24 protein-coding genes are annotated in these 24,294 nt (G+C 63.5%); 14 read left to right on the top strand and 10 right to left on the bottom strand.

From position 1 onward, the window contains the following. Positions 1–40: 40 nt before the first annotated feature. A complete protein-coding gene (locus ACZ92H_RS13620) occupies positions 41–607 on the bottom strand; it encodes a LuxR C-terminal-related transcriptional regulator (RefSeq protein WP_131378759.1) in 567 nt (188 codons plus the stop codon). Positions 608–754: 147 nt separating this feature from the next. Here ACZ92H_RS13620 and ACZ92H_RS13615 point away from each other — a divergent pair, with 147 nt between their 5' ends. Continuing rightward, on the top strand, positions 755–1,453 hold the full coding sequence (locus ACZ92H_RS13615) for a CoA transferase subunit A (protein ID WP_465049776.1): 699 nt from the start codon (positions 755–757) through the stop codon (positions 1,451–1,453). Between the two features lie 169 nt (positions 1,454–1,622). Next, positions 1,623–2,273 carry a CoA transferase subunit B gene (locus tag ACZ92H_RS13610; protein ID WP_131378757.1) on the top strand — a complete coding sequence of 217 codons (651 nt, stop codon included), beginning with the start codon at positions 1,623–1,625 and terminating at the stop codon, positions 2,271–2,273. Between the two features lie 50 nt (positions 2,274–2,323). Here the strand turns inward: ACZ92H_RS13610 and ACZ92H_RS13605 are convergent, their stop codons facing one another. Together ACZ92H_RS13605 and ACZ92H_RS13600 are read right to left on the bottom strand one after the other, a co-directional pair. Then, positions 2,324–2,734, bottom strand: a complete 411-nt coding sequence (locus ACZ92H_RS13605) for a DoxX family protein (RefSeq protein WP_131378755.1) — start codon at positions 2,732–2,734, stop codon at positions 2,324–2,326. 249 nt (positions 2,735–2,983) lie between these two features. Further along, positions 2,984–4,285 (bottom strand): dicarboxylate/amino acid:cation symporter, encoded by a 1,302-nt coding sequence (locus ACZ92H_RS13600; protein WP_131378753.1) that lies wholly within the window; start codon positions 4,283–4,285, stop codon positions 2,984–2,986. A 294-nt stretch (positions 4,286–4,579) separates the two neighbouring features. On the opposite strand from ACZ92H_RS13600, the gene ACZ92H_RS13595 reads away from it, so the two are divergent. The 3 genes from ACZ92H_RS13595 to ACZ92H_RS13585 are packed head-to-tail and all read left to right on the top strand — an operon-like array spanning position 4,580 to position 8,146. After that, positions 4,580–5,461 carry an alpha/beta fold hydrolase gene (locus ACZ92H_RS13595; protein ID WP_131378751.1) on the top strand — a complete coding sequence of 294 codons (882 nt, stop codon included), beginning with the start codon at positions 4,580–4,582 and terminating at the stop codon, positions 5,459–5,461. 46 nt (positions 5,462–5,507) lie between these two features. Further along, positions 5,508–5,858, top strand: coding sequence for a RidA family protein (locus ACZ92H_RS13590; RefSeq protein WP_034784210.1), 351 nt, complete (start codon positions 5,508–5,510; stop codon positions 5,856–5,858). A 35-nt stretch (positions 5,859–5,893) separates the two neighbouring features. Beyond that, a complete protein-coding gene (locus ACZ92H_RS13585) occupies positions 5,894–8,146 on the top strand; it encodes a RelA/SpoT family protein (protein WP_465049775.1) in 2,253 nt (750 codons plus the stop codon). Between the two features lie 153 nt (positions 8,147–8,299). Here the strand turns inward: ACZ92H_RS13585 and ACZ92H_RS13580 are convergent, their stop codons facing one another. From ACZ92H_RS13580 to ACZ92H_RS13570, 3 genes are all read right to left on the bottom strand, one after another. Next, positions 8,300–9,256, bottom strand: a complete 957-nt coding sequence (locus tag ACZ92H_RS13580; RefSeq protein WP_465049774.1) for a cation diffusion facilitator family transporter — start codon at positions 9,254–9,256, stop codon at positions 8,300–8,302. Positions 9,257–9,372: 116 nt separating this feature from the next. Next, the gene (locus tag ACZ92H_RS13575) at positions 9,373–10,245 is read right to left on the bottom strand and encodes a pirin family protein (RefSeq protein ID WP_465049773.1); all 873 of its coding nucleotides are present in this window, start codon (positions 10,243–10,245) and stop codon (positions 9,373–9,375) included. An 81-nt stretch (positions 10,246–10,326) separates the two neighbouring features. Next, positions 10,327–10,926, bottom strand: coding sequence for an FMN-dependent NADH-azoreductase (locus ACZ92H_RS13570; protein WP_131378743.1), 600 nt, complete (start codon positions 10,924–10,926; stop codon positions 10,327–10,329). 125 nt (positions 10,927–11,051) lie between these two features. Between ACZ92H_RS13570 and ACZ92H_RS13565 the strand changes: the two genes are divergently transcribed. Next, positions 11,052–11,957 (top strand): LysR family transcriptional regulator, encoded by a 906-nt coding sequence (locus ACZ92H_RS13565; RefSeq protein WP_131378741.1) that lies wholly within the window; start codon positions 11,052–11,054, stop codon positions 11,955–11,957. Between the two features lie 20 nt (positions 11,958–11,977). Here ACZ92H_RS13565 and asd read toward each other — a convergent pair whose 3' ends face one another. After that, positions 11,978–12,826: an archaetidylserine decarboxylase gene (gene asd / locus ACZ92H_RS13560; protein ID WP_465049772.1), complete on the bottom strand. Its 849-nt coding sequence runs from the start codon at positions 12,824–12,826 to the stop codon at positions 11,978–11,980. A gap of 239 nt (positions 12,827–13,065) precedes the next feature. On the opposite strand from asd, the gene ACZ92H_RS13555 reads away from it, so the two are divergent. The 7 genes from ACZ92H_RS13555 (at position 13,066) to ACZ92H_RS13525 (ending at position 20,750) form a co-directional block, all read left to right on the top strand. Then, complete coding sequence (locus ACZ92H_RS13555; protein ID WP_465049771.1) at positions 13,066–15,327, top strand: TonB-dependent receptor plug domain-containing protein; 2,262 nt, start codon at positions 13,066–13,068, stop codon at positions 15,325–15,327. 120 nt (positions 15,328–15,447) lie between these two features. After that, positions 15,448–16,686 carry a DEAD/DEAH box helicase gene (locus tag ACZ92H_RS13550; RefSeq protein ID WP_131378737.1) on the top strand — a complete coding sequence of 413 codons (1,239 nt, stop codon included), beginning with the start codon at positions 15,448–15,450 and terminating at the stop codon, positions 16,684–16,686. 67 nt (positions 16,687–16,753) lie between these two features. Next, the gene (locus ACZ92H_RS13545) at positions 16,754–17,371 is read left to right on the top strand and encodes an LON peptidase substrate-binding domain-containing protein (protein ID WP_465049770.1); all 618 of its coding nucleotides are present in this window, start codon (positions 16,754–16,756) and stop codon (positions 17,369–17,371) included. A 155-nt stretch (positions 17,372–17,526) separates the two neighbouring features. Next, positions 17,527–18,270: a DNA-binding protein gene (locus ACZ92H_RS13540; protein WP_465049769.1), complete on the top strand. Its 744-nt coding sequence runs from the start codon at positions 17,527–17,529 to the stop codon at positions 18,268–18,270. A 250-nt stretch (positions 18,271–18,520) separates the two neighbouring features. Continuing rightward, on the top strand, positions 18,521–19,513 hold the full coding sequence (locus ACZ92H_RS13535; RefSeq protein ID WP_465049768.1) for a chemotaxis protein CheB: 993 nt from the start codon (positions 18,521–18,523) through the stop codon (positions 19,511–19,513). A gap of 53 nt (positions 19,514–19,566) precedes the next feature. After that, complete coding sequence (locus ACZ92H_RS13530; RefSeq protein WP_465049767.1) at positions 19,567–20,514, top strand: cupin-like domain-containing protein; 948 nt, start codon at positions 19,567–19,569, stop codon at positions 20,512–20,514. Next, positions 20,511–20,750, top strand: a complete 240-nt coding sequence (locus ACZ92H_RS13525) for a hypothetical protein (RefSeq protein WP_465049766.1) — start codon at positions 20,511–20,513, stop codon at positions 20,748–20,750. Before ACZ92H_RS13530 ends, ACZ92H_RS13525 begins: the two co-directional genes overlap by 4 nt. A 32-nt stretch (positions 20,751–20,782) precedes the next feature. Here ACZ92H_RS13525 and ACZ92H_RS13520 read toward each other — a convergent pair whose 3' ends face one another. Next, entirely contained in the window at positions 20,783–21,703 is a 921-nt protein-coding gene (locus ACZ92H_RS13520; RefSeq protein WP_465049765.1) for a DMT family transporter, read from the bottom strand. An 89-nt stretch (positions 21,704–21,792) separates the two neighbouring features. Between ACZ92H_RS13520 and ACZ92H_RS13515 the strand changes: the two genes are divergently transcribed. Then, positions 21,793–22,311: a helix-turn-helix domain-containing protein gene (locus ACZ92H_RS13515; protein WP_465049764.1), complete on the top strand. Its 519-nt coding sequence runs from the start codon at positions 21,793–21,795 to the stop codon at positions 22,309–22,311. 8 nt (positions 22,312–22,319) lie between these two features. On the opposite strand, the gene ACZ92H_RS13510 is transcribed toward ACZ92H_RS13515, so the two are convergent. Both ACZ92H_RS13510 and ACZ92H_RS13505 read right to left on the bottom strand, forming a co-directional pair. After that, positions 22,320–23,051, bottom strand: coding sequence for a class I SAM-dependent methyltransferase (locus ACZ92H_RS13510; protein ID WP_465049763.1), 732 nt, complete (start codon positions 23,049–23,051; stop codon positions 22,320–22,322). Continuing rightward, on the bottom strand, positions 23,048–24,292 hold the full coding sequence (locus ACZ92H_RS13505) for a voltage-gated chloride channel family protein (protein WP_465049762.1): 1,245 nt from the start codon (positions 24,290–24,292) through the stop codon (positions 23,048–23,050). Before ACZ92H_RS13505 ends, ACZ92H_RS13510 begins: the two co-directional genes overlap by 4 nt. Positions 24,293–24,294: the final 2 nt, after the last annotated feature.

The following is a 24,294-nucleotide window of genomic DNA, read 5'->3' as shown; positions in this document are numbered from 1 at the left end:
ATTTATTCGGCGTGAAAGGCAAGTGGCCTCGGCCGCGGCTCTAGCGCGGCAGTTGCAGTCCCACCAGCTTGTGCACCAGTTCCGACGACGTGGCGGCGGCGAACTTGCGCATCAGCTTGGCGCGGTGCATTTCCACCGTGCGGGGGCTGAGGTCGATCTGGCGGGCGATCAGCTTGCTGGTCTTGCCTTCCACCAGCAGCGCGGCGATCTCGCGCTCGCGCGGCGTCAGTTCCGCCGTCACGGGACGCTTCTCGCTGACATCCTCGAACGTCCAGATGCCCGCGCCCAGCGGCTGCGCGGCCAGCATGGCGTGGCCCGTGACGTGGCACCAGAACAATTCTCCATTACTGCGGCGCATGATGCGCTCGTCCGAATAGCGGCCCCTGGCGTTCATGATGGGAATGATGCGCTCACCCGTGCGCAGGAATTCGTCGTGCGTGGGGTAGAGTACTTCAAACGACTGGTCGTCCAGCTGGGTGCGCGCATAGCCGAACATGCCGGCCAGCGCCTCGTTGCAACTGCGCATGATGCGGTTTTCCGACATGCACATGCCGACGGGCGCATGCAGGAAGATGCTTTCATAATCGATGGCTGACGCGGCATTCATCTGATACGTATCACTCTCACAGGGGGATTGCCGGCACGGCGCCGGTAGTTCTACGGTATTGTACTTTCCACTCGCGTATTTTATGCTGAGTCGCTGCCTGAGTCATGGACTCAAGACCAAAGCTTAACAAAAGATAGAGGGACACCCATGAATAAAGTTTATCCTGACGCCGCCTCGGCGTTGGCCGGTATCGTCCAAGATGGCCAGACCATCGCCGTCGGCGGCTTCGGCCTGTGCGGCATTCCCGAAGCCCTGATCGGCGCCTTGCGCGATTCGGGCGTGACGGGACTGACGGCCATTTCCAACAACGCCGGCGTGGACGGCTTCGGCCTGGGCCAGCTGCTGACCACGCGCCAGATCAAAAAAATGATCGCCTCCTACGTGGGCGAAAACAAGGAATTCGCGCGCCAGTACCTGGCCGGCGAACTGGAACTGGAATTCACGCCGCAAGGCACCCTGGCCGAAAAATTGCGCGCCGGCGGCGCCGGCATTCCCGCTTTCTTCACCAAGACGGGCGTGGGCACCATCGTCGCCGACGGCAAGGAGCTGCGCGAGTTTGACGGCGAACAATACGTGATGGAGCGCAGCCTCGTGGCCGACGTGTCGCTGGTCAAAGCCTACATGGCCGACCGCGCAGGCAATTTGGTCTACCGCAAGACGGCGCGCAATTTCAACCCGAACGTGGCCATGGCCGGCAAGATTACCATCGTCGAAGTGGAAAAGCTGGTCGAAGTGGGCGAGATCGACCCGGACCAGGTGCATACGCCCAGCATCTTCGTGCACCGCATCGTGGTCAACGCGAACCCGGAGAAACGCATCGAGCAGCGCACCGTGCACACTGATTAATAAATAGAAGATTTACGCATGGCAAAACCGTAGCGAGCGGCAGTGCTTAGTGGCTAAGAAGCGCCCCCGTGCTTGAGTACGAAGGCGCCGAGCCGCTGAGCATCGCAGGCCGCCAAGCGCGCCAAGCGAGGTTTTGACAGGCGTTCCACGAAAATTGAGGGAGATGATAATGGCTTGGACACGTGACGAAATGGCCGCGCGCGCGGCAAAAGAATTGCAGGATGGTTTCTATGTGAACCTGGGCATCGGCTTGCCGACCCTGGTGGCAAACTATGTACCGGAGAATATCGAAGTGTTCCTGCAGTCGGAAAACGGCTTGCTGGGCATCGGTCCGTTCCCCACGGACGACGAAGTCGACGCTGACCTGATCAACGCCGGCAAGCAGACGGTGACGGCCTTGCCCGGCGCCGCCTACTTCAGCTCGGCAGATTCCTTCGGCATGATCCGCGGCGGCAAGATCAACCTAGCCATCCTGGGCGCCATGCAAGTGTCGGAAAAGGGCGACCTGGCGAACTGGATGATTCCGGGCAAGATGGTCAAGGGCATGGGGGGCGCGATGGACCTCGTGGCCGGCGTCAAGCGCGTCGTCGTGCTGATGGAGCACGTGGCCACGGCCAAGGACGGCACGACGTCGCACAAGCTGCTGAAACAGTGCGACCTGCCATTGACGGGCGTCGGCGTGGTCGATGTCATCATCAGCGACTTGGGCGTCATCGACGTGACGGACAAGGGCCTGAAGCTGGTGGAGTTGGCGCCGGGCGTGACGAAAGAGCAGGTGCAGGCGGCCACGGGCGCCGAACTGGACGTGTCTGCCGTATAAGCGCAGCGTTGCAAGAAATAGAGGGGCGGCCAAAGAGGTCCGCCCTTTTTTTATGCCCCAGCCTTGCCGCGCAGCCCGTCAAGGCTGAAGGCGCCGCCGCCCGCTGCCGCGAAATACAGGAAGGTGAAGCAGTACATCACGGCCATTTCGCCGCCGTTCAGGATGGGCAGGAAGCCGGCGGGGGCATGCGCCATGAAATAGGCGGCCGCCATCTGGCCCGACAGGATGAAGGCGACGGGGCGCGTGAACAGGCCCAGCAGCAGCAGGGTGCCGCCCACCAGTTCGATGACGCCAGCCGCGCCCATCACGGAAAACAGTTGCAGGCCGTCGAACATGGCCACATGGGGTGCGCCGAACAGCTTGGCCGTGCCGTGCTGCAGGAAGAGAAAGCCCAGGATGATGCGAAGCAGACCCAGCAGGCGTGGGCTCCAGGTGGCGTAGAAGGCGGGCGTGAGGGACATGACGTACTCCATTCAAAAGGGTGGATGGTTCGGTGTCAGGCTTGCATTAACGCAATGTCATTATGCGGGAGCTTACCGGGGAACAGTGAACGTACTGTAATAGTTTTCCATCCATTGATCATCTGATGAAATATTGATGCATGATTTACCCATGGTTGATGATTCTGCGGAAAGTGCGTGCCCATGAAAAAAGCCCCGCAGATGGCTCTGCGGGGCTTTTCAGGAGGAAGAGTCGCTTGAACGCGTCGCTTACTTGACGATATTTACGCTGGGGGCGACATACGATTCGTCGGTCGGGTGGGTGGGATGGGCCAGTTCGCTGTGCAGCTTGTCCATGTCCAGTTCTTTTTCCCATTTCGACACGACGATGGTGGCCACGCCGTTGCCCACGAAATTGGTCAGCGCGCGGCACTCGCTCATGAAGCGGTCGATGCCCAGGATCAGCGCCATGCCGGCCACGGGGATCGTCGGCACCACGGCCAGGGTGGCGGCCAGGGTAATGAAGCCGGCGCCGGTGATGCCGGACGCGCCTTTCGAGGTCAGCATCGCCACGCCCAGGATGGTGAGCTCTTGCCAGATCGTCAGGTCGGTGTTGGTGGCTTGCGCCACGAACAGAGCCGCCATGGTCATGTAGATGTTGGTGCCATCCAGGTTGAACGAGTAGCCGGTAGGCACGACCAGGCCGACCACCGGTTTCGAGCAGCCCAGGCGCTCGAGTTTTTTCATCAGGGCCGGCAGGGCCGATTCCGACGAGCTCGTGCCCAGCACGATCAGCAGTTCTTCCTTGATGTACAGCAGGAAGCGGCCGATGGAAAAGCCCGTGTACTTGGCGATGGCGCCCAGCACGACGAAGACGAACAGGAAGCAGGTCAGGTAGAACGAACCCATCAGCTTGGCCAGCGGGATCAGCGATGCCAGGCCGTATTTGCCGATGGTGAACGCCATCGCGCCGAACGCGCCGATCGGTGCGACTTTCATGATGATGTTGACCATGCCGAAGATGGCATGCGACAGTTCGTCGATCAGCTTGGTGACGGGACGGCCGCGCTCGCCCAGCAGGGACAGCGAGAAGCCGAACAGGATGGCGATCAGCAGCACTTGCAGGATGTCGCCCTTGGCGAAGGCGTCAACGAAAGTCTTCGGGATGATGTTCATCAGGAAGTCGACGGTGCTCAAGCCTTCGGCGTGCGTGTATTGCGCGATCGACTTGGCGTCCAGGTGGGCCGGATCGGCGTTGAAGCCGGCGCCCGGTTTCAGGATGTTCGCCACCAGCAAGCCGATGGCCAGGGCGAAGGTGGAAACCACTTCGAAGTACAGCAGGGCCTTGCCGCCCACGCGGCCGATTTTCTTGACGTCCTGCATGCCGGCGATGCCGGAGACCACGGTACAGAAGATGACGGGGGCAATGATCATCTTGATCAGTTTGATGAAGCCGTCGCCCAGCGGTTTCATGTCGACGGCGTTCGACGGGTAGAACACCCCCAGCAGCACGCCAGCCACGATGGCGAACAGCACCTGCACGTACAGGATTTTATAAAATGGTTTTTTCACGAGTGGTCTCCTCTTGCGGGTTGATGCTGCGATCATCCGCCCATTGGCAGGCAGGCTCAATTGTGGATAACCGCAGATATGCATTTTCGCTATATCGGGTATTGCCCCATGATGCTCGTGCTGCGCCGCAGCATTTCAGCCGTGCGCTTGGAGCATTGCCCGCGCTGCGCTACACTGCCGGAGAGTCGCGCGCGGGGCATCCGGCAAATTGCCGGTTTCTGTGTTTTTTACTAGCCAATTACGACGCCCGAGAAAACCGGCGCAGCAGGTTTTCCCCGGTGTTAAAGGAATCGCATGATCGAAGCCAGCATCAAGTCAGTGCAATGCATCTCGCCGGCGGGCCTGCACCGCATGTCGTATAAAGAGTGGGGCGCAGCCGACAATCCGAACGTGCTCGTCTGCGCCCATGGCGTGACGCGCGTGGCCGACGACTTCGACAACCTGGCGCGCGCCATGGCCAGCGATTACCGCGTGATCTGTCCCGACGTGGTGGGACGCGGCCGTTCGGGCTGGCTGGCCAATCCGCAGTTCTACCGCGTGCCGCAATATGTGAGCGACATGGTGACCCTGCTGGCGCGCGTGTTGGCCAATGGCGAGCGCCAGACGGTGGACTGGTTCGGCACCTCGATGGGCGGCTTGATCGGCCTGGGGCTGGCATCGCTGCCGGACAGCCCGATCAGCAAGCTGGTGCTGAACGATATCGGTCCGACCCTGGCGCCGGAAGCCCTGCAGCGCATCGGCGACTACATCGGCCAGGACCTGCGCTTCGAAACGTTCGAGCAGGGCGCGCGCTTTGTCCGCGACGTGTCCGCCAGCTTCGGCCCGCATACGGACGCGGAATGGCATAAACTGGCGGTGGATGTATTGCGCCAGGACAAGGATGGCCACTGGCGCCGCCACTACGATATGGGACTGGCCATGCCGTTCCGTTCGGCCACGCCGGAATCGGCGGCCAGCGACGAAGCCATGCTGTGGGCCGCGTATGATGCCGTGCGCTGCCCCACCTTGCTGGTGCGCGGGTCGGAATCCGATTTGCTGTCGCATGAAACGGCCACGCGCATGCTGGGCCGCGGGCCGAAGGCGCAGCTGGTGGAAATCGAAGGCGTGGGCCATGCGCCCACCTTCGTGCACGACGACCAGATCGCCATCGCGCGCAAGTTTTTGCTGGGCAAGTAATCACAGATAACGCTGTACAGATTTTGAAACAACCGAAAGTAAAAGCATGGAAATCACACGACTGCACGTAGGCAAACGCCTCTCCGAAGTAGCCATTCACAACAACACCATTTACCTGGCTGGCCAGATCGCGGAAGACACCACGCAGGGCATCGTCGGCCAGACGCGCGAAGTGCTGGGCCACGTCGACCGCCTGCTGATGGAAGCGGGCAGCGACAAGACTTGCATCCTGTCGTGCCAGATCTATATCGCCGACATGAAGGATTTTCCCGGCATGAATGAAGTGTGGGACGACTGGGTCGCGTCCGGCCACACGCCGCCGCGCGCCACGGTGGAAGCGAAGCTGGCCAATCCGGCCTGCCTGGTTGAAATCGTCATCATCGCTGCAGAGCGTTAAGTCAAGTTGTTCAGTTACTAAGTTGAAGGTATTACATGGTTTCCATCTCGGCCCCGAATAGCGCCACATCGGAACAATTGGTAGAGGGGCTGAGTGCGCCGGACAGCGCGCGCGTGCTGGACGCGCTCGCTTATGCCACCGAAGCATATGGCGACAAGCTGACCTTTGCCGGCCGCTCCGCGCTGGACTTCGCCATCGGCGTGGCCACCACCCTGGCGTTCCTGCGCAGCGATGCGGAAACGCGCATTGCCGGCCTGATGTTCGAGCTGACCCTGCTCGAGCCGGACACCGCGGCCGATATCGAGCCGCGCTTCGGCAAGCAGGTGTGCGACCTGGCCACCGGCGTGCGCCAGCTGATCCGCTTGCGCGCGCTGACCCAGGCGCAGCATGGCGGCAGCGCCGGCCGTGGCAAGAATGCGGCGCAGCAAGCCGTGGCCCAGGTGGAAACCCTGCGCAAGATGCTGCTGGCGATGGCCTCCGACATGCGTGTCGTGCTGGTGCGCCTGGCCGCCTGCGTGACGACCTTGCGTTATTTCGCCGAACTGAAACTGTTCAATGAAATGACGCGTGAATATGGCAAGGAAACCCTGGACCTGTACGCGCCGCTGGCCAACCGCCTCGGCATCTGGCAGCTGAAGTGGGAACTGGAGGATTTGTCGTTCCGCTTCATCGAGCCGGAAGCGTATAAACGCATCGCCAAGATGCTGGAAGAAAAGCGCATGATGCGCGAGGGCTTCGTGTCCTCGGCGATCCTGCGTCTGCAGACGGAACTGGCGTCGGCCGGCATCCAGGCGGAAGTGTTTGGCCGCCCGAAACATATCTACAGCATCTGGAACAAGATGCGCGGCAAGGAGCTGGACTTCACGGCCCTGTACGACGTGCGCGCCTTCCGCGTCATCGTCGCCGACGTCAAGACGTGCTACACGGTGCTGGGCGTGGTGCACAATATCTGGACCCCCATCCCGAAGGAATTCGACGATTACATTTCGCGGCCAAAACCCAACGGCTACCAGTCGCTGCACACGGTGGTGACGGCCGAAGACGGCCGGCCGCTGGAAGTGCAGATCCGCACGAACGAAATGCACAGCTTTGCCGAGTACGGCGTGGCCGCGCACTGGCGCTACAAGGAAGAGGGCGGTTCGAACTTTGCCGGCCAGAAATACGATGAAAAGATCGCCTGGCTGCGCCAGCTGCTGGCATGGAAAACGGAAGTGGCCGACGCCGTCGTGGGCCAGGAAGAAATCCAGCGCGAATGGGTGGAAAAGCTCAAGTCCGCCACGCTGGATGACCGCATCTTCGTCATGACGCCGCAGGCGCGCGTGCTGGAATTGCCCGTCGGCGCCACCCCCGTCGACTTTGCCTATCACCTGCATACGGATGTGGGCCACCGCTGCCGCGGGGCCAAGGTCGACGGCATCATGGTGCCCCTGAATACGCAATTAAAGAACGGCCAGACCTGCGAGATCATCACGGCCAAGGGCGCGCCGGGCACGGCCGGTCCGTCGCGCGACTGGCTCAGCGCCGGCTACGCCGTCAGCACGCGCACGCGATCAAAAATCCGCGCCTGGTTCCACGCCATCGACATGCAGGAAACCCTGGCCCACGGCCGCGCGCTGGTGGAAAAATCGTTGCAGCGCGAAGGCAAGACGGCCGTCAACCTCGAAGCGCTGGCGCAAAAGCTGGGCTTTGCGAAAGTCGACGAGCTGTTCCTGTCGGTGGGCAAGGATGAATTCAGCCTGCGCCACGTGGAGCAGGCGCTGCACGACAATGGCGAAGTGGCGGTGCCGGAAGACGCCGTGCTGGTGGGCAAGAGCCGCGCCTCCAGCGTGGAGCAGGGCGCCAAGTCCGGCGTGCTGGTGGTGGGTACCGAGGGCTTGATGACGGTGCTGGCCAAGTGCTGCAAGCCGGCGCCGCCGGACAGCATCGTCGGTTTCGTCACGCGCGGCAAGGGCGTCTCCATCCACCGCGCCACCTGCAAGAATTTCGAGGAAATGCGCGCCAAGGCGCCCGAGCGCGTGATCTTCACGGAGTGGGGCAGCACGGGCGGGCACGACACGGTGTATCCGGTCGACATTTTCATTCTCGCCGGCGACCGCCAGGGCTTGCTGCGCGACATCTCCGAAATTTTCTCGCGCGAGAAAATCAACGTCATCGGCGTCAATACCCAGAGCGCCAAGGGCCAGGCCCGCATGACGTTTACCGCCGAGATCAGCTCGACGGCGCAGTTGTTGAAGGCGCTGAACGTGATCAAGGATGTGAGCGGGGTGCTGGAAGCGCGGCGTAGCTGACGTCTGACCAAACCTACTGCGCGTCGGTATAGGCGGCCTGCGATGCTCACCGGCTCGGCGCCCCCGTACTTAGTACGGGGGCGCTTCTTGGCCACCTCTCCCTTCCGCTCGCTACGGTTTTGTCCGACGTTGCAACGTTTTTTGAGCCCGCTGTCAATGCGTCTTGTCGCCCGCATGCAAGCCCGCCATCGTGGCCGTCTCCGGCTGCAGGGTGATGTGGTCGATGCCATGCTTGGCTAATAACATCTTCTTGATCGCGCGCAAGACCGTCGGCCAGTGGTCGAGGTGTTCGATCTGCACGTGGCCGATCAGGGCCGGCTGGCCGGGCGACATGTCCCACACATGCAGATCATGCACGGACAGCACGCCGTCCACTTGCTCCACGTCCGCGCCCACTTCGATGTAGTCGATGTGCATGGGCACGCCTTCCATGAGGAAGTGGTAGGACTCTTTCAACACCCCGAACGTCGATTTCAGGATCAGCAGGGACACCAGCACGGACAGCAGCGGGTCGATCTGCATCCAGCCCGTGAAGTAGATCACGGCGCCGGCGACGATGGCGGCGACGGAACCGAGCAAGTCGCCCATCACGTGCACGAGGGCGGCGCGCGTGTTGACGCTCTGCTTGTCCTTCGACAAGACCCACGCCACCACGAGGTTGATCAGCAGGCCGATGAAAGCGACGACGAAGACCATGCCGCCCTGCACGGTTTGCGGGGTGGAAAAGCGCAGCACGGCTTCATAGCAGATCCAGCCCACTACGCACAGCATGGCCAGGCCGTTGACAAAGGCGGCCAGCGCTTCGGCGCGGCCAAAGCCGAACGAGTGGCGCGGCGAGGGCGGGCGGCGCGCGATGAGTTGCGCCAGCAGGGCCAGGCCCAGGGCGGCCGCGTCCGTGACCATGTGGCCGGCGTCGGAAATCAGGGCCAGCGAATTGGACATGAAGCCGGCGATCACCTCGATGCCGGCAAACGACAGGGTCAGGCCCAGGGCCCACGCGAGGATGCTCTGGCTGCGCCCCTCGAACGAGTGGGTATGCTTGGCATCGCCCTTCAAATGCGCGTGCAGGTGGGTGGCGTCGTGTTCGGTGCTGTCGTGCGTCGGATGCATGGAATGCTTTGTGGAATGATGTTGCCGTCAGTGTAATTGAAAAGCAACAAAACAGTCGGCACGAAAAAAAACCTGCAGTCACGGAGGACTGCAGGTTTTTCATGGGGCAGGGCAGCTTACTGCGCGGCCGTTTCGCCAAACTTTCCTTCTCGGAAGTCCTGTACGGCCTGGAACACTTCCGCCTGGGTATTCATGACGAAAGGACCGTACTGCGCGATCGGCTCGTTCAGCGGCTTGCCGGCGATCAGGATCACGCGGCCGCCTGCGGGCGCTTCGATGCGCACGCCGTCCGACCCGGGCGTGTCGCTGAAGATCGCCATGCGCAGGGCGGGCACGGCCTTGCCGTCCACCTGCACTTCGCCGCGGAAGGTGTACAGGAAGGCGTTATGGCCTTCCGGCAGCGGCTGCTCGAAACTGGTGCCGGCCGGCAAGTCGATGTCGAGGTACAGCGGTTCCGTCACGTCGCGCTGCACGGCGCCCGTCACGCCATGGCTCTCGCCGGCGATCACTTGCACGGCCACGCCCGCGTCCGTCGTGTAGCGGGGAATTTCGCTGCTGTCGAAATCGCGGTACCACGGCGTGCGCATCTTGTCGCGCGCTGGCAGGTTCAGCCATAACTGAAAACCTTCCATCACGCCTTCTTCCTGTTCCGGCATTTCCGAATGGATCACGCCGCTGCCGGCCGTCATCCACTGCACGCCGCCCGAGGTCAGCAAGCCTTCGTTGCCGGCGCTGTCCTTGTGGCGCATGCGTCCCGTGATCATGTACGAGACGGTCTCGAAACCGCGGTGCGGATGCTCGGGGAAGCCGGCGATGTAATCGTTCGGCTTGTCGCTGGCGAAATTGTCGAGCATCAGGAACGGGTCGAGCCGGCGCTGCAGCTGCTGCGTCAGCACGCGGTTGATCTTCACGCCGGCGCCATCCATGACTGCCTGGCCGGCGATCACGCGCTCGACGGCGCGTGCTTTGCTGATGGTAATGTCGCTCATGGTGTTCTCCTGTTGGCAAGAACGGCGCCACTGCGCCGTTCCAATTAATGCTGGCTGAATATTTGCTGCCGCGCCTGGCGATTACACCAGGATCGCGTTGATCTCGGCGTCCGCCTGGGCTTGCGCCTTGGCCACAGCTTCCGGACCCATGCCCATGCCTTCCGAATACACGTACTGCACGTCGGTCATGCCCAGGAAGCCGAACATGGTGTTCAGGTAAGGCACCTGGCTGTCGTGGGCGCTATCGCGGTGCAAGCCGCCGCGGGACAGGCCCACGTAGACTTTCTTGCCGGTCAAGAGGCCCACGGGACCGGTTTCCGTGTACTTGAAGGTGACGTTGGCGCGGGCAATCGCGTCGAACCAGCTTTTCAGCTGCACGGTGATGCCGAAGTTGTACATGGGCGCGCCGATGACGATCACGTCAGCCGCTTGCACTTGTGCAATCAGCGCGTCGTCCAGGGCGATGCGGGCCGCCTGCTCCGGCGTGCGCTGGTCCGCTGGCGTGAACAGCGCTTGCAGGGTCGGCTCGTCGAGCACGGGATGCGGCGCGGCGGCCAGGTCGCGGCGCGCCAGGGTGGCTTGCGGGTTGGCCGCTTGCACGCGGGCGACGATGGCGTCAGCCAGGCGGGTGGAGGCGGAGCCGGTGCTGCGGGCGCTGGAATTGATTTGCAGGATGTTCATCTTGTTTTCTCCGTTGTGAGGTGTCTTGCGATGGATGAACTATAGCAATTCCAAAAACCATCCGGAAGCCGTTAAAATGGATAACATTAATCCACTGATGGAACAATCGAAAGTAAAGGCAAGCTATGGAAATCGATCCCGGAGATCTGCTGCTGTTCGCGCGCGTCGTCGAATGCGGCAGTTTCAGTCGCGCCGCCGTGCGCGTGGACTTGCCCAAGTCAACCCTGTCGCGGCGCATCTCGCAGCTGGAAGCGCGGCTGGGCGAACGCCTGCTGCTGCGCACCACGCGCAAGCTGGCGCTGACGGAATTCGGCGCCAGCCTGCTCGAGCATGCGCGCAAGGTGGTGGAGGAAACGGAAGCGGCCGGCGCGCTGGCGCAGCACCGCCAGGCCGGGCCCAGCGGCTTGCTGCGCATTTCCATGCCGGCCGATTTCGGCGACACCCTGATGCGCCAGGTGCTGGCCGAGTTCGTGCGCCGCTATCCGGCCATTTCGCTGGAACTGGACTTGTCTGCGCGCCGCGTGGATTTATTGGAAGAGAACTTCGACCTGGCCATCCGCATGGGCAACCTGCCCGACGACGCCAGCCTGGCGGCGCGCCGCGTGGCGTTCAGCACCCTGGCGCTGTATGCCTCGCCGCAATACACGAGCGTGCACGGCTTGCCCGAGCATCCCGACGATTTATATGGCCACGATTTGCTCAGTTTGCCACGGGCCGTGCATGGTCTCGTGCACTGGACTTTGATCCGCGGCAAGACGACCTGGGAGCGCGACTTGCCCGTGCGCCTGCTGGCCAACTCGCCGGAATTGCTGGTGCGCATGGCGTGCACGGGCGTGGGCATCGCGGCCAGCACGGACCGCTTTGCCAAGGCCTATGTGGCGACGGGGGAGCTGGTGCGGGTATTGCCGGAGTGGCGTTTTCCGCTCGTCACGGGCTGGGCCGTATTTCCCGGCCGGCGATTGATGCCGGCCAAGACGCGCGCGTTCCTGGATCTGATGGAAGAAATGTATCGCACGGACGCGCCTGTGTAGGCAGGCGCCTCCGTTCGCGCTTACTTGGGCAGGTTGCCCATGACTTGGCCCAGTTGCACGGGGCCGGCCGGCTGCCAGCTGGCATTGAAATCGACCGTGTTTTTCGGGAACAGCATGACGACGGTGGAACCCAGCAGGAAGCGGCCCAGTTCCTCGCCTTGTTTCAGCACGACATTGTCGTTCGCATAGCTCCAGTCGCGAATTTCACCCGTGCGTGGCGGGTTGACGACGCCGTGCCAGACGGTGGCCATGCTGCCGACGATGGTGGCGCCCACCAGGGTCATGACGAAGGGACCGTTGGCCGTGTCGAACACGCAGACGACGCGCTCGTTGCGGGCGAACAGGCCGGGAATGCCGCGCGCCGTCGTCGGGTTGACGGAAAACAGCTCACCGGGAATGTAGATCATGCGCGTCAAACGGCCGTCGCACGGCATGTGGATGCGGTGGTAGTCCCGCGGGCTCAGGTACAGGTTGGCAAAGCTGCCGTGCTCGAACTGCGCGGCCAGGGCCGCATCGCCGCCCACCAGGGCCGTGGTGCTGAAGTTGTGGCCCTTGGCCTGGAAGATCTGGTCCTTGTCGATCGTGCCGAACTGGCTGATGCGGCCATCGACGGGGCAGATGTAGTCGGCTTTTGCCAGCGGGCGGGCATCGGGCCGCAGCGCGCGCGTGAAAAAGTCGTTAAAGCTCGTGTAGTGCGTGATGTCCGGGTCCAGCGCTTCATCCATGTTGACGTTGTAGCGGCCGACGAACCAGCGGATCAGGCGAGTTGTCATGGCGCCGCCCTTGGCGCCGGCGATGCGGCCGGCGAAGTTGGTCAACGCTCCTTTGGGAAGCAGATATTGAGGCAGGACGGCAAGACGGTCAGACACGATGGGAAGCCTTTGACGGGGTGATGGGAATAATGGCGAAAACGCATTATAGCGGCGATGTGCTGCGCAATGATACGGGGCGCGCGCGACGCGGTTTTTTCAATTGCCCGTGCCGAATTTAATTCGCTGTAGGAAATATTTTCAGGGAACTGTGTCATATGTGCAAAATTGTCGCAAAATACGGCTGACTGTTTTTTAGCTTTTAGCCATTTTTATTCAGCCAACTTTTCAGCCTGCTCATGATGCCACGCCGTCCGTTCCGCCTCACCGTTGTTGCCTCCGCCGTCCTGTTCGCCTGTCATGTCCACGCCCAGCCGTCCGAAGCGCCAGTCGTCGGCGACGCTGCCGCCGCGCCGCGCAAGGCGGAAAAAGCGGAAAAAGCGGAAAAAGCGGAAAAAGCGGTGGAGCCTGTCATGCAGAGCGTGGAAATCAAGGGCAGCGGCTATGATCCGCGGCGCGACGATACGGCCAGCAAGATGATCGTCAGTAGCGAAGAAATCCTCAAGTATGGCGACACGAATGTCACCGACGTGCTCAAGCGCTTGCCCGGCATTACCGTTTCCGGTGCGGCAGGGCGCTCGGGCGGCGAAATCCGCATGCGCGGCCTGGGCAGCGGCTACACGCAAATTTTGCTCAATGGGGAGAGGGCGCCGGCCGGTTTCTCGCTCGACACCCTGTCGCCCGACGTCATCGAACGCATCGAAATCCTGCACGCGGCCAGCGCCGAATACAGCACGCAGTCGATCGCCGGCACCATCAACGTGGTCTTGAAGAAAGCCGTGAAGACGGCGCAGCGCGACGTGAAGCTGGGCATGGGCGGCGGCCGCGATGCGTTTTCCAGCAATGGCAATCTGCAGTGGTCCGACAAGGACGGCATTTTTTCGTATTCGCTGGCTGCCTCGTTCTACCGCTACGACTATCACTATGAGAATCCGGCCGACAAGCCGGCGCTGGACCTGGGCTATCTGCCTGATGGCCAGCCCAACCTGCTGCGGCGCATCACCGGCACGGGCGACGGCCGTTCGGAAGGCATCAATCTGTCGCCCCGGCTGAACTGGGCTTTCGCCGACGGCGACAACCTGACGGCGCAATTTTTTCTCAATGGCGGGCGCAGCGATAACCGCAGCCATGGCCGGACGGAAACGCTGCTGGGCGCGCGGCCCGACTACGACACGAATGACGGCACCTCCGGCAACCGCTATGTTTTCGGCCGCGCGGACCTGACGTGGGTGCGCAAGCTCGACGCCGGCGCCAGGCTGGAACTGGGCCTGCGGGCCAGCGCCACCAGCAATACGGCCGATAGCCGTCCGCTCGGCTATATCGACGGCGCGGGGCTGGTGCTGGACCGCAACGTGCGTGTCGAGGCGACCTATGGCAGCCTGTCGTCCACCGGCAAGTACTCCACGCCATGGATGCCGGGCCATGCCTTGTCCATGGGCTGGGATGGCACGCTCAGCCAGCGCGAGGAAGAGCGCCGCCAGCGTGAGCAGGCCTTGCCCGGAGGACGCCCGCCTGTCGATAGCGATGAGCATTTCGATGCCGACATCAAGCTCCTGGCCGTGTTTGCGCAGGATGAATGGGATATCACGCCGCGCTGGTCCATGTATGCGGGCTTGCGCTGGGAAGGCATCGACACGCGCAGCGCGGGCGATACCTTTGCGGCCGTGCAGCAGCGCAGCAGTGTCTGGAGCCCGCTGCTGCAAACCCTGTGGAAGTTGCCCGACACCAAGGGCGACCAGGTGCGCCTGGCCCTGACGCGTACCTACAAGTCGCCATCGACGTCGAACTTGATTCCTCGCCGTAGTATCGCGACAAACAATAGCCAGACCGAGCCTGACCGCGAGGGCAATCCGAACTTGAAGCCGGAACTGGCGCTGGGCATCGATGCCTCGTACGAACACTACTGGGCCGAAAGCGCCTTGCTCAGTGCGCGCGCCTCGGCTCGCCGCATCGACGGCTATACGCGCCAGGGCTTGCTGTTCATCGATGAGCGCTGGGTCTCCACGCCCATCAATGATGGCCGCGCGAATACGCAGACACTGGAACTGGAAGCGAAGTTCCCGTTGCGCGCCGTGCTGGCGGCACCGGCGCCGGCGCTCGACGTGCGCGCCAGCATCAGCCGCAACTGGTCGCAGGTGGAGCACGTGTCGGGGCCGGACAACCGCCTCGACCAGCAAACCCCGCTCAGCGGCAACTTTGGTCTCGACTACAAGACGCCCGATGGCGTCCTGAGCACGGGTGGCAGCTTCAATTTCCGCACGGGCGGTCCCGTGCGCATCACGGAGCGGCAGAGCGCATACACGTCGCCGCGGCGCGACCTCGACCTGTACGCCGTGTGGAAGTTCGATGCGAAGAATCAGCTGCGCGTGGCCGTGTCGAATCTGCTGGCGCAAGATTTTGAAAGCAACACCAGCTACACGGACGCCAGCGGCACCATCGCCCGCAATGGCATTTCCACCAGTTCGCCGCAGGCGCGCGCGATCATGGAAATGAAGTTTTAAGGGCCATGCGGTCGCATTGAAAACTGCGGCCAGGCCCTTCGCTGGCCTATAATCTCGGCAATTGCGCGCATGGCCGGTCCGTGCGCGCCGCCTTTTACTTTGCCAAGATTGCTTTCCCCCATGACGTTTTCCTCCCTCGGCCTGATCGATCCCCTGGTCCGCAAACTTGAAGAGCTCGGCTATGCCAAGCCCACGCCCGTGCAGGCGCAGGCGATTCCCTTTGTCCTGGCTGGCCGCGATTTGATGGCCGCCGCACAGACGGGCACGGGCAAGACGGCCGGCTTTGCCGCGCCCTTGCTGCAGCGCCTGACTTTGGAAGGCGTCGTGGCGCCGCAGTGCGTGCGCGTGCTGGTGCTGGTGCCCACGCGCGAACTGGCCGAGCAAGTCTATGCCAGCTTCCGCAGCTATGGCGGCAACTTGCCGCTGCGCAGTTTTGTCGCCTACGGCGGCGTGCCCATCGAGCCGCAGATCAGCAAATTGCGCAAGGGCCTCGACGTGCTGGTGGCCACGCCGGGCCGCTTGCTGGACTTGCAGACGCAGGGCGCCGTGAAGTTTGAGCAGGTACAGACCCTGGTGCTGGACGAGGCCGACCGCATGCTGGACCTGGGCTTCGAGCGCGAGCTGGACTTGCTGCTGATGAGCATGCCCAAGCAGCGCCAGACCCTGCTGTTCTCGGCCACCTTCTCGGACGCCATCCGCGCCATGGCGAAAACCATGCTGAAGGACCCCGTCTCGGTGGAGGTGAGCGCGCGCAACAGCACGGTCAAAGCCGTCAAGCAATCCGTGATCGTGTGCGACAAGAAGCGCAAGCCGGAACTGTTTTTGCACTTGCTGAAGAAAAAGCGCTGGGGCCAGGTATTGGTCTTCGTCAAGACGCGCAAGGGTGTCGAGCAGCTGGTGGCAACCTTGCTGGAGCAGGGCGTGCGCGCCGACTCGATTCACGGCGACAAGACGCAGCCGAACCGGCTGCGCGCGCTGGCGCGTTTTAAAGCCGCCGAGGTGCAGGTGCTGGTGGCCACCGACGTGGCCGCCCGCGGCCTGGACATCGACCAGCTGCCCGTCGTCGTCAATTTCGACTTGCCTACCGTGGCCGAAGACTATATCCACCGCATCGGCCGCACGGGCCGCGCGGGCGCCTCGGGCGAAGCGATTTCCCTGGTCTGTGCCGACGAGGTGGAATTGCTGTCGGCCGTGGAAGCGCTGACCCGGCAAACCCTGAAGCGCAGCGAAGAGCCCGGTTTCGAGGCGGAACACCGCGTGCCGGGCACGTCCGCTGGCGGCACCATCCAGAAGAAGGCCGTGAAAGTGCTGGCGCCGAAGGCGGCCGAGCGCGCGAAGAAGCGCCGCTTCTACAAGTAGGCGGCGCCGTTCGGCAGGCGGGGCAAGGCGCGCAGCACGGATATGCCATTCGTGCCATCATGCGCCTATGACTTCGATACCTTTGTTTCCGCTCAATACGGTGCTGTATCCCGATGGCTATCTGCCCCTGCAAATCTTCGAGGTGCGCTATCTGGACATGATACGCAAGTGCATCATGGGCGAGCAGCCGTTTGGCGTGGTGCAGTTGCTGGACGGCGCGGAAGTGCGCAAGCCGGGCCAGCTGGAAACCCTGGCGCCCGTGGGCACCCTGGCGCGCGTCATCGACTGGGCCGCACCCTTGTCGGGCCTGCTGCAAATCAAATGCATGGGCATGCAGCGCTTCCGCATCGTCTCGAGCGAACAGCTGAAGCATGGCTTGTGGACGGCGCGGATCGAAACCTTGCCGCCCGATAAAGCCATCCCCATCCCCCAGGATCAGCAAAACGTGGCCGACGCCCTTGGCGCGCTGATCCGCACCTTGCAGGAACAAAAAATCCCGCCTGAACAAATGCCGCTGCAGCCGCCATACCGCCTCGACGAATGCGGCTGGGTGGCAAACCGCTGGTGCGAACTGTTGTCCCTGAGCGCCATGCAAAAACAATTGCTGCTCAGTCAGGATAATCCCGTGCTGCGCCTGGAGCTGGTGCAGGACATGCTGACGGAAAACGGCTTGCTGGAAGAGTAAACAGGGGAACCCGCATGGCTGCACACGCTTCTGTTGTGCAATTGCAATTTCTGTTGAGAAATACTTTACGCTGTGCCGCCGCTGGCATAAGATAATGCCCCTGGGCAAGATAGTCCCAATAAGATGGCCCCAGGCAACATTCACGAGAGTACGACATGGCAAAAGCAAGTGCGGAACAGATTAATGCGGCAATGGAAGCGATGGCGGGCGAAGGCCAGGCCATCACGGTGCGCGCGCTGCGCGAGCGGCTGGGCAATGGCGCCTGCCTGGGCACCATCAGCAAGCTCTTGCAGCGCCGCAAGGCAGGCACACAGCGCCAGATCGCTGCCGCGGCCGAGCTGTCGCCCGTGTTGCAAAAAGCCATCCTCGATTATGTAGGACAGGAATTAAGCGCCAGCCACAGCGCGCATGAAGCCGAGATGAACGACAATCAACAGGAATTGATGGACCTGGCCAGCGAAAACGAGCGGCAGCAAGAGCTGCTCGACCTGCAGGCAGGCGAGCTGGACACCTTGCGCGAGGAACTCGAACGCGAGCGGCAAGTGGCGAACCAGGCCCGCACGGACCTGGCCAAGGCGCAATTGCGCCTGGAAGGCTTGCCGCGCCTGGAAGAGGCGGCCGAGCAGGCGCGCATGGACCTGGCCAAGGCGCAATTCAAGCTCGAGGGCATCCCCCGCCTGGAAGAGGCGGCGGAAGCGGCGCGCGCCGAACTGATCCAGGCCCAGCTGAAGCTGGAAAGCCTGACGCGCGTGGAAACGGAACTGGCCACGGTGCGCCTGGAACTGGAAGCGGAGCGCGAAGAGCTGGGCGAAACCCGCGCCGAGCTGGACGAAGAGCGCACCTTGCGCATCAAGGCGCAGCAGTTTATCGTCGATCCCATCTTCAAAACCCCTGTCTGAGGGCGCCTGAGCAGACCTGCTGCGCGTCGCGCCTTGCGGCCTGCGATGCTCACCGCCCCCGGCCCGGCGGCCCCGTACTAAAGGATGGTGGCGCTTCTCGGCCAGCAATCGCTGCCGCTCGCCAGGTTTTCTCAGGCGTCGATGCGTTGCAGGGGGACATGGCGTCATGTGGCCCTGTGTTAGGCGGCGCACGGAATCGCGATTCGAGGCGCAGCAGAATAACTGCTGGACTTGGGCGAGAGGGGCTGGCATGCAGGCGTTGATACTCATCGGAGCTTCGGCGGGCGGGATGGAGGTCTTGTCCACCATCTTTGCTGATCTGCCCGCCAACTTGCCGGCGCCCGTGCTGGTGGTGGCGCATGTGGGGGCGCGCAAGAGTGCCTTGCCCGAAATACTCGGCAAGACGTCCGCCTTGCCCGTGCGCTTCGCCGAGGAGCGCGAACCCGTGCGTCCCGGGCGCATCCTGCTGGCGCCTCCCGACCGGCACATGCTGGTCGCCAACACGGCTGGCCAGGCCAGCATCGAACTGACGCGGGGGCCGAAGGAAAATCATACGCGCCCCGCCATCGACCCCCTGTTTCGCAGCGCCGCCGCCGCTTTCGGCCCGAAGGTGGTGGGCGTGATCCTCAGCGGCTACCTCGACGATGGCACGGCGGGCTTGCAGGCCATCAAGGCCTGTGGCGGCAAGGCGCTGGTGCAGGAACCGCAGGAGGCGCAAGCGCCATCGATGCCGCAAAGCGCGATCGACCATGTGGACGTGGACTGGCGCTTGCCGGTGGCCGAAATCGCCCCGGCCTTGCTGGCACTGGCCAGCGGCAAGCCGGCCAGTGCCCTGACGTCGCAGCCCCAGCAGCCGGTGCCGCACTGGGTCGCCGCGGAAAACCGTTTTGCCCGGGGAGTAGGAAATATGGAACAGCTGGAAAAAATCGCCACGCCGTCGACGTTTACCTGCCCCGAGTGCCAGGGCACCCTGTGGGAGCTGCATGATCAGCAGCCGCAGCGTTTCCGCTGCCATACGGGGCATGGTTTCACGGCAAAAATCCTGGGGGAACTGCAGCATGATAAGGCGGAGGAAGCCATCTGGGCCGCCGTGCGGGCGCTGCAGGAAAAGGAAAAGCTGTACCTGAGCCTGGCCGCCAGGGCCCAGGCCTGGCTGCATCCGGGCACGGCCAGCGAGTATGGCGACAAGGCGCGCCAGGCGCGCGAACAGGCCGAGCTGCTCAAGCAGGCCTTGCTGGCTTAAAATAGCGCTCTGCCGCGCCACGCCGTGCTGCGCTCCGAGTCCAAAGAAGGTTTATGCCAGTAGAAAAAAATTTGCCAGCCGATGCCGCCCTGGCGCCAGCGGCACCGCGCCCGCTGGCACCGCGGCCGCCCGCCGAGTTCAGTTCGCCCGAAGCGGCCCTCGCGCGCAAGCAGGCGCGCGAACACAAGGATGCGCAGGTGCGCGGCGTCACGTCCATCCATGCCATGCGCGATGCCATTCGCCTGGCCGCGCGCGCCTTGCCGTCGATTACCGAGGTGCCAAGCCTGCGCATGCTGGACGCGGCCGCCTTCCGCGCGCGGGCCGCGCTGGGCTTGCCATTCCTGATGCGCGGCCTGGTGCGGCGCTGGCCCTTGTCCGCGCTGGGGCCGCAGGTCTTGCGCGAACGCTACAGCCACGTGCCCGTGCGGGCCAGGGTGGGAGACTACATCAACACGGCCTTCGCGGCGGACCGCGCCATGCAGGACATGTCGATGGGGCAATACCTGGACATCGTGGAAGCGCAGGCGCACGCCTTGCCGCCGTACCTGGGCAACCTGGAATTGCGCGAATTGAACAGCCTGTGCCACTGGCCCACGTATTTTGACAAGATGGGGCCGCCGCGTTTCTGGGTGGGGCCGGCCGGCACGGTGACGCCTTTGCATTGCGATTACGACGACAATATCTTCGCGCAAGTATGGGGCCGCAAGCGCATCATCTTGTCGCCGCCGCACCACGACGCCTTCCTGTACCCCAGCGAAGCGAACGCCATCCTGTTCGGCTCGCCATTCGACCCGGAAGCGCCCGATTTCGAGCGCTTTCCACTGGCGCGCCAGGCCAGCATGATCGAATGCATCGTCGAGCCGGGCGACATGCTGTACGTGCCCGCCGGCTGGTATCATCAAGTGCGGGCGCTGACGTTTTCGCTGTCCTCGAACCGCTGGGCCAGGGCCGTGCCGTTTGCCCTGCATGGGGATGCGGCGGTGCGGCGCGCGGCCGATTGAACAGCATTCCTGAATCACTGCCGGCGCAGCATATCGATAGCCTCGCCCGCGCCCGGATACTCGCCACCACCGGCATCGAAGGCCAGGAGGAAGGTGATCCCGATGCCGACATTGCCGCACTGGAATCAATTGCCGCCGAATTGCGGCATGCCAGTGCGCAAGAGCAAGCCAGCCTGGTGCGGGCCGCCCACGCGCTGGGCTTTCCCGGCTGGCCAGAAGAGATGGGTCTGGGCTGAAGAGGGCCAGGCTGTCGGGTTGCGCCATGGCCCTATGGCTGCACGGCCTCGGCCTCGGCTGCACTGCGCGCCTTCTTCGGCCGCCACTCGCTGAGGATGCCGGCGGCGATGATCAGGATGGCGCCCACGATGGCCAGGGCCGGCAGGCGTTCGCCGGCGATGCGCCCGATCACGCCGGCCCACACGGGCTCGCCCGCATAGATCAGGGTGGCCTTGGTGGCGGAAATGCGCTTTTGCGCCCAGTTCATCACATATTGAATCAGGGCGCTGGCGCAGCCCAGGGCCAGCACGCTGAAGATGAATGTCTTGCTCAGGACTGGCGGCGCTTCGCCCATGACGGGCATCAGCAGCAGGGCGATCAGCGATGCCGTGGCCAGCTGCACGATGGTCACGCGCAAGATGTTCAGCTGCGGCGAGACGCGGCTGATCAGGATGATTTCCAGGGCGATGGCGATGGCGCCCACGGCCGTGATCAGTTCGCCTTTGCCCAACCCCCTTAACCCCATATCCAGCCCGTCCGTGCCGGTGAGCATCAGCAAGCCAGCGAACGCCAGCGCCACGGCCGCCCACACGGCAGGGTGGGGCCGCTGCTTGAAGACCAGCCATTGCACCAGCGGCACGATGGGCACGTAAAAGGCCGTGATGAAGGCCGACTTGCTGCTCGTGATATGCATCAGGCCATAGGTTTGCAGCGCGTAGCCGCCAAAGATGCTCACGCCGATGGCCATGCCTGTGAACAGCTCGGCCTTGCTCAGTTGCCTCAGCTGGCCGCGGCAGATCAGGGCGCCGATGCCGGCTGCCACGGCGAAGCGGGCAGCGACAAACGCCAGCGGGCCGCTGACCGTCACGGCATGCTGCACGATGAGGAACGTGCCGCCCCAGATGAAGGTGATGGCGATCAGGGCCAGTTCGGGCAGGCCGAGGGCGGGCGGGGGACTTGCGTGTGTTTTCATGGGAGGCTATGCTATGAGCAAAATATTTCCCACATCATAGGAGCAATATATTGCGCAGTCAAGCTGAAACAGGTGGCGTGCTGGAGCACTTGGCCAAAAATCTGCGGCGTTTGCGCCTGGCTGCGGGCCTGAGCCAGGAAGAGCTGGCCCGCCTGTCGGGCCTGAGCCGGCGCATGGTCAATGGCGTCGAGGCCGGCGGTACCAACATCAGCCTGGCCAACCTCGATCATGTGGCGGCCGCGCTGAACGTGGCCTTTGTCGACCTGGTCCAGCCACCCCAGCAGCCGCACGACAGCTTGCGCGTGCTGATGTGGCAAAGCGCCACACAGGCAAGCCAGGCCGTGCTGCTGGGCGCCGCGCCCGCCAGGCGGCAGGTGGAGTTATGGTCGTGGACCCTGGCGCCGGGCGAGCGCTACGATGCGCAAGCGGACCCGGCCGGCTTCAGTGAAATGCTGTATGTGCTGGAAGGCGAACTGCAGCTCGTGCTGGCGGCGGAAACGAAACGGCTGGCCTCGGGCGAGTTTTTCGTGTTCAGCAGCGCGCAGGCGTATTGCTATGTCAACGCCGGCGCGTCTGCCGCGCGCTTTACGCGCAATGTGGTCAGCTGAGGGCGCCTTTACGCCAGGCGGCAGCCGATGAGCAGCAGCATGGGCCGTTCGCGCTCTTCTGCCAGGGCCGGCTGTTGCGCCACCTGTGCATCGGTAGGACCCCATTCTTCCACGTGGTCGATCCGGAAACCGGCTTGTATCAATGCATTCAAGGTCGTGCCCAGGGTGCGGTGCTGCTTGAGCACGCCGGGCGCCAGCCAGTCGGACAGGCGCGGGCCTTGCTGCTGGTAGCTGTCGACGGGCCAGCTCTTGCGTCCTTGCGCATCCGTCAGCCAGCCGCGCTGGCGCGGCGCCATGAAGATCGGGTGCTCGATGGAAAATACCAGCTTGCCGCCGGGCGTTAATGCGCGGCGGATGGCCGCCAGCAGGGTAGCGAACTGTTCGATGTAGTGGAAGGCCAGCGAACTGTAGACGAGGTCGTAGGCCGCTGGCGCCACGGCAAGCCGTTCGAGGTCCATCCTGGCATAGCGGACGGCCGGGTGTTCGCCCATGCCGCGCGCCTGCGCCAGCATCTTTTCCGATACGTCCACGCCCAGCACCTGCATGGCGCCCGCCTCCGCTGCCCAGCGGCAGAACCAGCCATAGCCGCAGCCCAGGTCGAGCACGCTTTTGCCTTGCAGTTCGGGCAGCAGGGCGCGCAGCGATGGCCACTCGGGCGCCGCATCCAGGCCCCCAATCGAGCGCGGCAGCTGGCTGTAGGCCGAAAAGAAGGCATCGTTGTCGTAGATATTCTGTGTCATGTGTCTGCATCCTTGTGGACGGTGCGCTTGGCATGGCCGCTGCGCTGCGCCCGGTAAATGCCCGCGTGGCCGGAAAATAGGTAGGCCACGACGCAGGCGACGGCCGCGTACACGCCGATCTCGGCGCCAAACAATTCCATGGCCATCAGGGTCGAGGCGATCGGCGTGTTGGCCGCGCCCGCAAACACGGCGACAAAGCCGATGGCGGCCAGCAAGGTGGCGGGCTGGTGCAGCAGCGGCCCCAGCGCATTGCCCAGGGTCGCGCCGATGAAGAACAGGGGCGTCACTTCGCCGCCCTTGAAGCCGGTGCCGAGGGAAACAATGGTAAACGCCATCTTGCCGAGGAAGTCATACGCAGGCAACGGTTCCTTGAGCGCTTCGACGATGGTGGGAATGCCCAGGCCGATATACTTGTCCGTGCCCAGCAGCCATACGGCAAGCGCGACGATCACGCCGCCGGCCAGCGGGCGCAGGGGAGCATAGGCAATCGTGCGCTTCATCCAGCCGCTCACGCCATGCGTGGCTTGCGCGAAGACCTTGCCCGTCACGCCGAACAGCACGCCGGCGATGACCATGGCCGACAAGGTCCAGGCCGAGATGGCGGGGATCAAAGGCACGGCGTAATGCGTATGTTGCACCCCCCACAGCAAGCCCACCTGGTCGGCGATGACGGCAGCAGCCAGGCAGGGCAGCATGGCTTCGTAGCGCAGGCGGCCGATGGCCAGCACTTCCAGGCCGAAGAGGGCGCCCGCCAGCGGCGTGCCGAAGACGGAGGCAAAGCCGGCGCTGATGCCGGCCATCAGGATGATGCGGCGGTCTTCCCTGTCCAGGCGGAACAGGCGCGTGAGCTGGTCGGCCAGCGCGCCGCCCATCTGCACGGCCGTGCCTTCGCGCCCCACGGACGCGCCGAACAGGTGCGAGACGATGGTGCCGCCCAGCACCAGCGGTGCCATACGCAATGGAATGATTTTTTTCGGATCGTGGATTTCATCGATGAGCAGGTTGGCGCCGCCTTCTACCGCGTTGCCGTAGCGCAGGTACAGCCAGCCGACGGCAAAGCCGGCCGCGGGCAGCAGCCAGATCAGCCAGGCGTGCGCCAGGCGCGTGCGGGTGGCCCAGTCGAGGGCAAACAGGAAGCCGGCCGAGGCCGTGCCGGCCAGGACGGCCACGGCAAAGGCGATCAGCAGCCATTTCAACAGATGCAGCAATAAATCGGCAAGGGCGGTAACGCGGTGTGTCATCG

The sequence above is a fragment of the Janthinobacterium foliorum genome (assembly GCF_978021625.1).
This window is presented reverse-complemented; position numbering and strand designations above follow the sequence as displayed.

What these genes read in the sequence shown, in the direction of transcription:
- ACZ92H_RS13605 (WP_131378755.1), bottom strand. Translation starts at nt 2,734, where the DNA reads ATGTCCCTCACGCCCGCCTTCTACGCCACCTGGAGCCCACGCCTGCTG.
- ACZ92H_RS13520 (WP_465049765.1), bottom strand. Translation starts at nt 21,703, where the DNA reads ATGAAAACACACGCAAGTCCCCCGCCCGCCCTCGGCCTGCCCGAACTG.
- ACZ92H_RS13610 (WP_131378757.1), top strand. Translation starts at nt 1,623, where the DNA reads ATGGCTTGGACACGTGACGAAATGGCCGCGCGCGCGGCAAAAGAATTG.
- ACZ92H_RS13570 (WP_131378743.1), bottom strand. Translation starts at nt 10,926, where the DNA reads ATGAACATCCTGCAAATCAATTCCAGCGCCCGCAGCACCGGCTCCGCC.
- ACZ92H_RS13545 (WP_465049770.1), top strand. Translation starts at nt 16,754, where the DNA reads ATGACTTCGATACCTTTGTTTCCGCTCAATACGGTGCTGTATCCCGAT.
- ACZ92H_RS13590 (WP_034784210.1), top strand. Translation starts at nt 5,508, where the DNA reads ATGGAAATCACACGACTGCACGTAGGCAAACGCCTCTCCGAAGTAGCC.
- ACZ92H_RS13615 (WP_465049776.1), top strand. Translation starts at nt 755, where the DNA reads ATGAATAAAGTTTATCCTGACGCCGCCTCGGCGTTGGCCGGTATCGTC.
- ACZ92H_RS13580 (WP_465049774.1), bottom strand. Translation starts at nt 9,256, where the DNA reads ATGCATCCGACGCACGACAGCACCGAACACGACGCCACCCACCTGCAC.
- ACZ92H_RS13535 (WP_465049768.1), top strand. Translation starts at nt 18,521, where the DNA reads ATGCAGGCGTTGATACTCATCGGAGCTTCGGCGGGCGGGATGGAGGTC.
- ACZ92H_RS13575 (WP_465049773.1), bottom strand. Translation starts at nt 10,245, where the DNA reads ATGAGCGACATTACCATCAGCAAAGCACGCGCCGTCGAGCGCGTGATC.
- ACZ92H_RS13530 (WP_465049767.1), top strand. Translation starts at nt 19,567, where the DNA reads ATGCCAGTAGAAAAAAATTTGCCAGCCGATGCCGCCCTGGCGCCAGCG.
- ACZ92H_RS13505 (WP_465049762.1), bottom strand. Translation starts at nt 24,292, where the DNA reads ATGACACACCGCGTTACCGCCCTTGCCGATTTATTGCTGCATCTGTTG.
- ACZ92H_RS13620 (WP_131378759.1), bottom strand. Translation starts at nt 607, where the DNA reads ATGAATGCCGCGTCAGCCATCGATTATGAAAGCATCTTCCTGCATGCG.
- ACZ92H_RS13510 (WP_465049763.1), bottom strand. Translation starts at nt 23,051, where the DNA reads ATGACACAGAATATCTACGACAACGATGCCTTCTTTTCGGCCTACAGC.
- ACZ92H_RS13555 (WP_465049771.1), top strand. Translation starts at nt 13,066, where the DNA reads ATGATGCCACGCCGTCCGTTCCGCCTCACCGTTGTTGCCTCCGCCGTC.
- ACZ92H_RS13595 (WP_131378751.1), top strand. Translation starts at nt 4,580, where the DNA reads ATGATCGAAGCCAGCATCAAGTCAGTGCAATGCATCTCGCCGGCGGGC.
- ACZ92H_RS13565 (WP_131378741.1), top strand. Translation starts at nt 11,052, where the DNA reads ATGGAAATCGATCCCGGAGATCTGCTGCTGTTCGCGCGCGTCGTCGAA.
- ACZ92H_RS13540 (WP_465049769.1), top strand. Translation starts at nt 17,527, where the DNA reads ATGGCAAAAGCAAGTGCGGAACAGATTAATGCGGCAATGGAAGCGATG.
- ACZ92H_RS13550 (WP_131378737.1), top strand. Translation starts at nt 15,448, where the DNA reads ATGACGTTTTCCTCCCTCGGCCTGATCGATCCCCTGGTCCGCAAACTT.
- ACZ92H_RS13585 (WP_465049775.1), top strand. Translation starts at nt 5,894, where the DNA reads ATGGTTTCCATCTCGGCCCCGAATAGCGCCACATCGGAACAATTGGTA.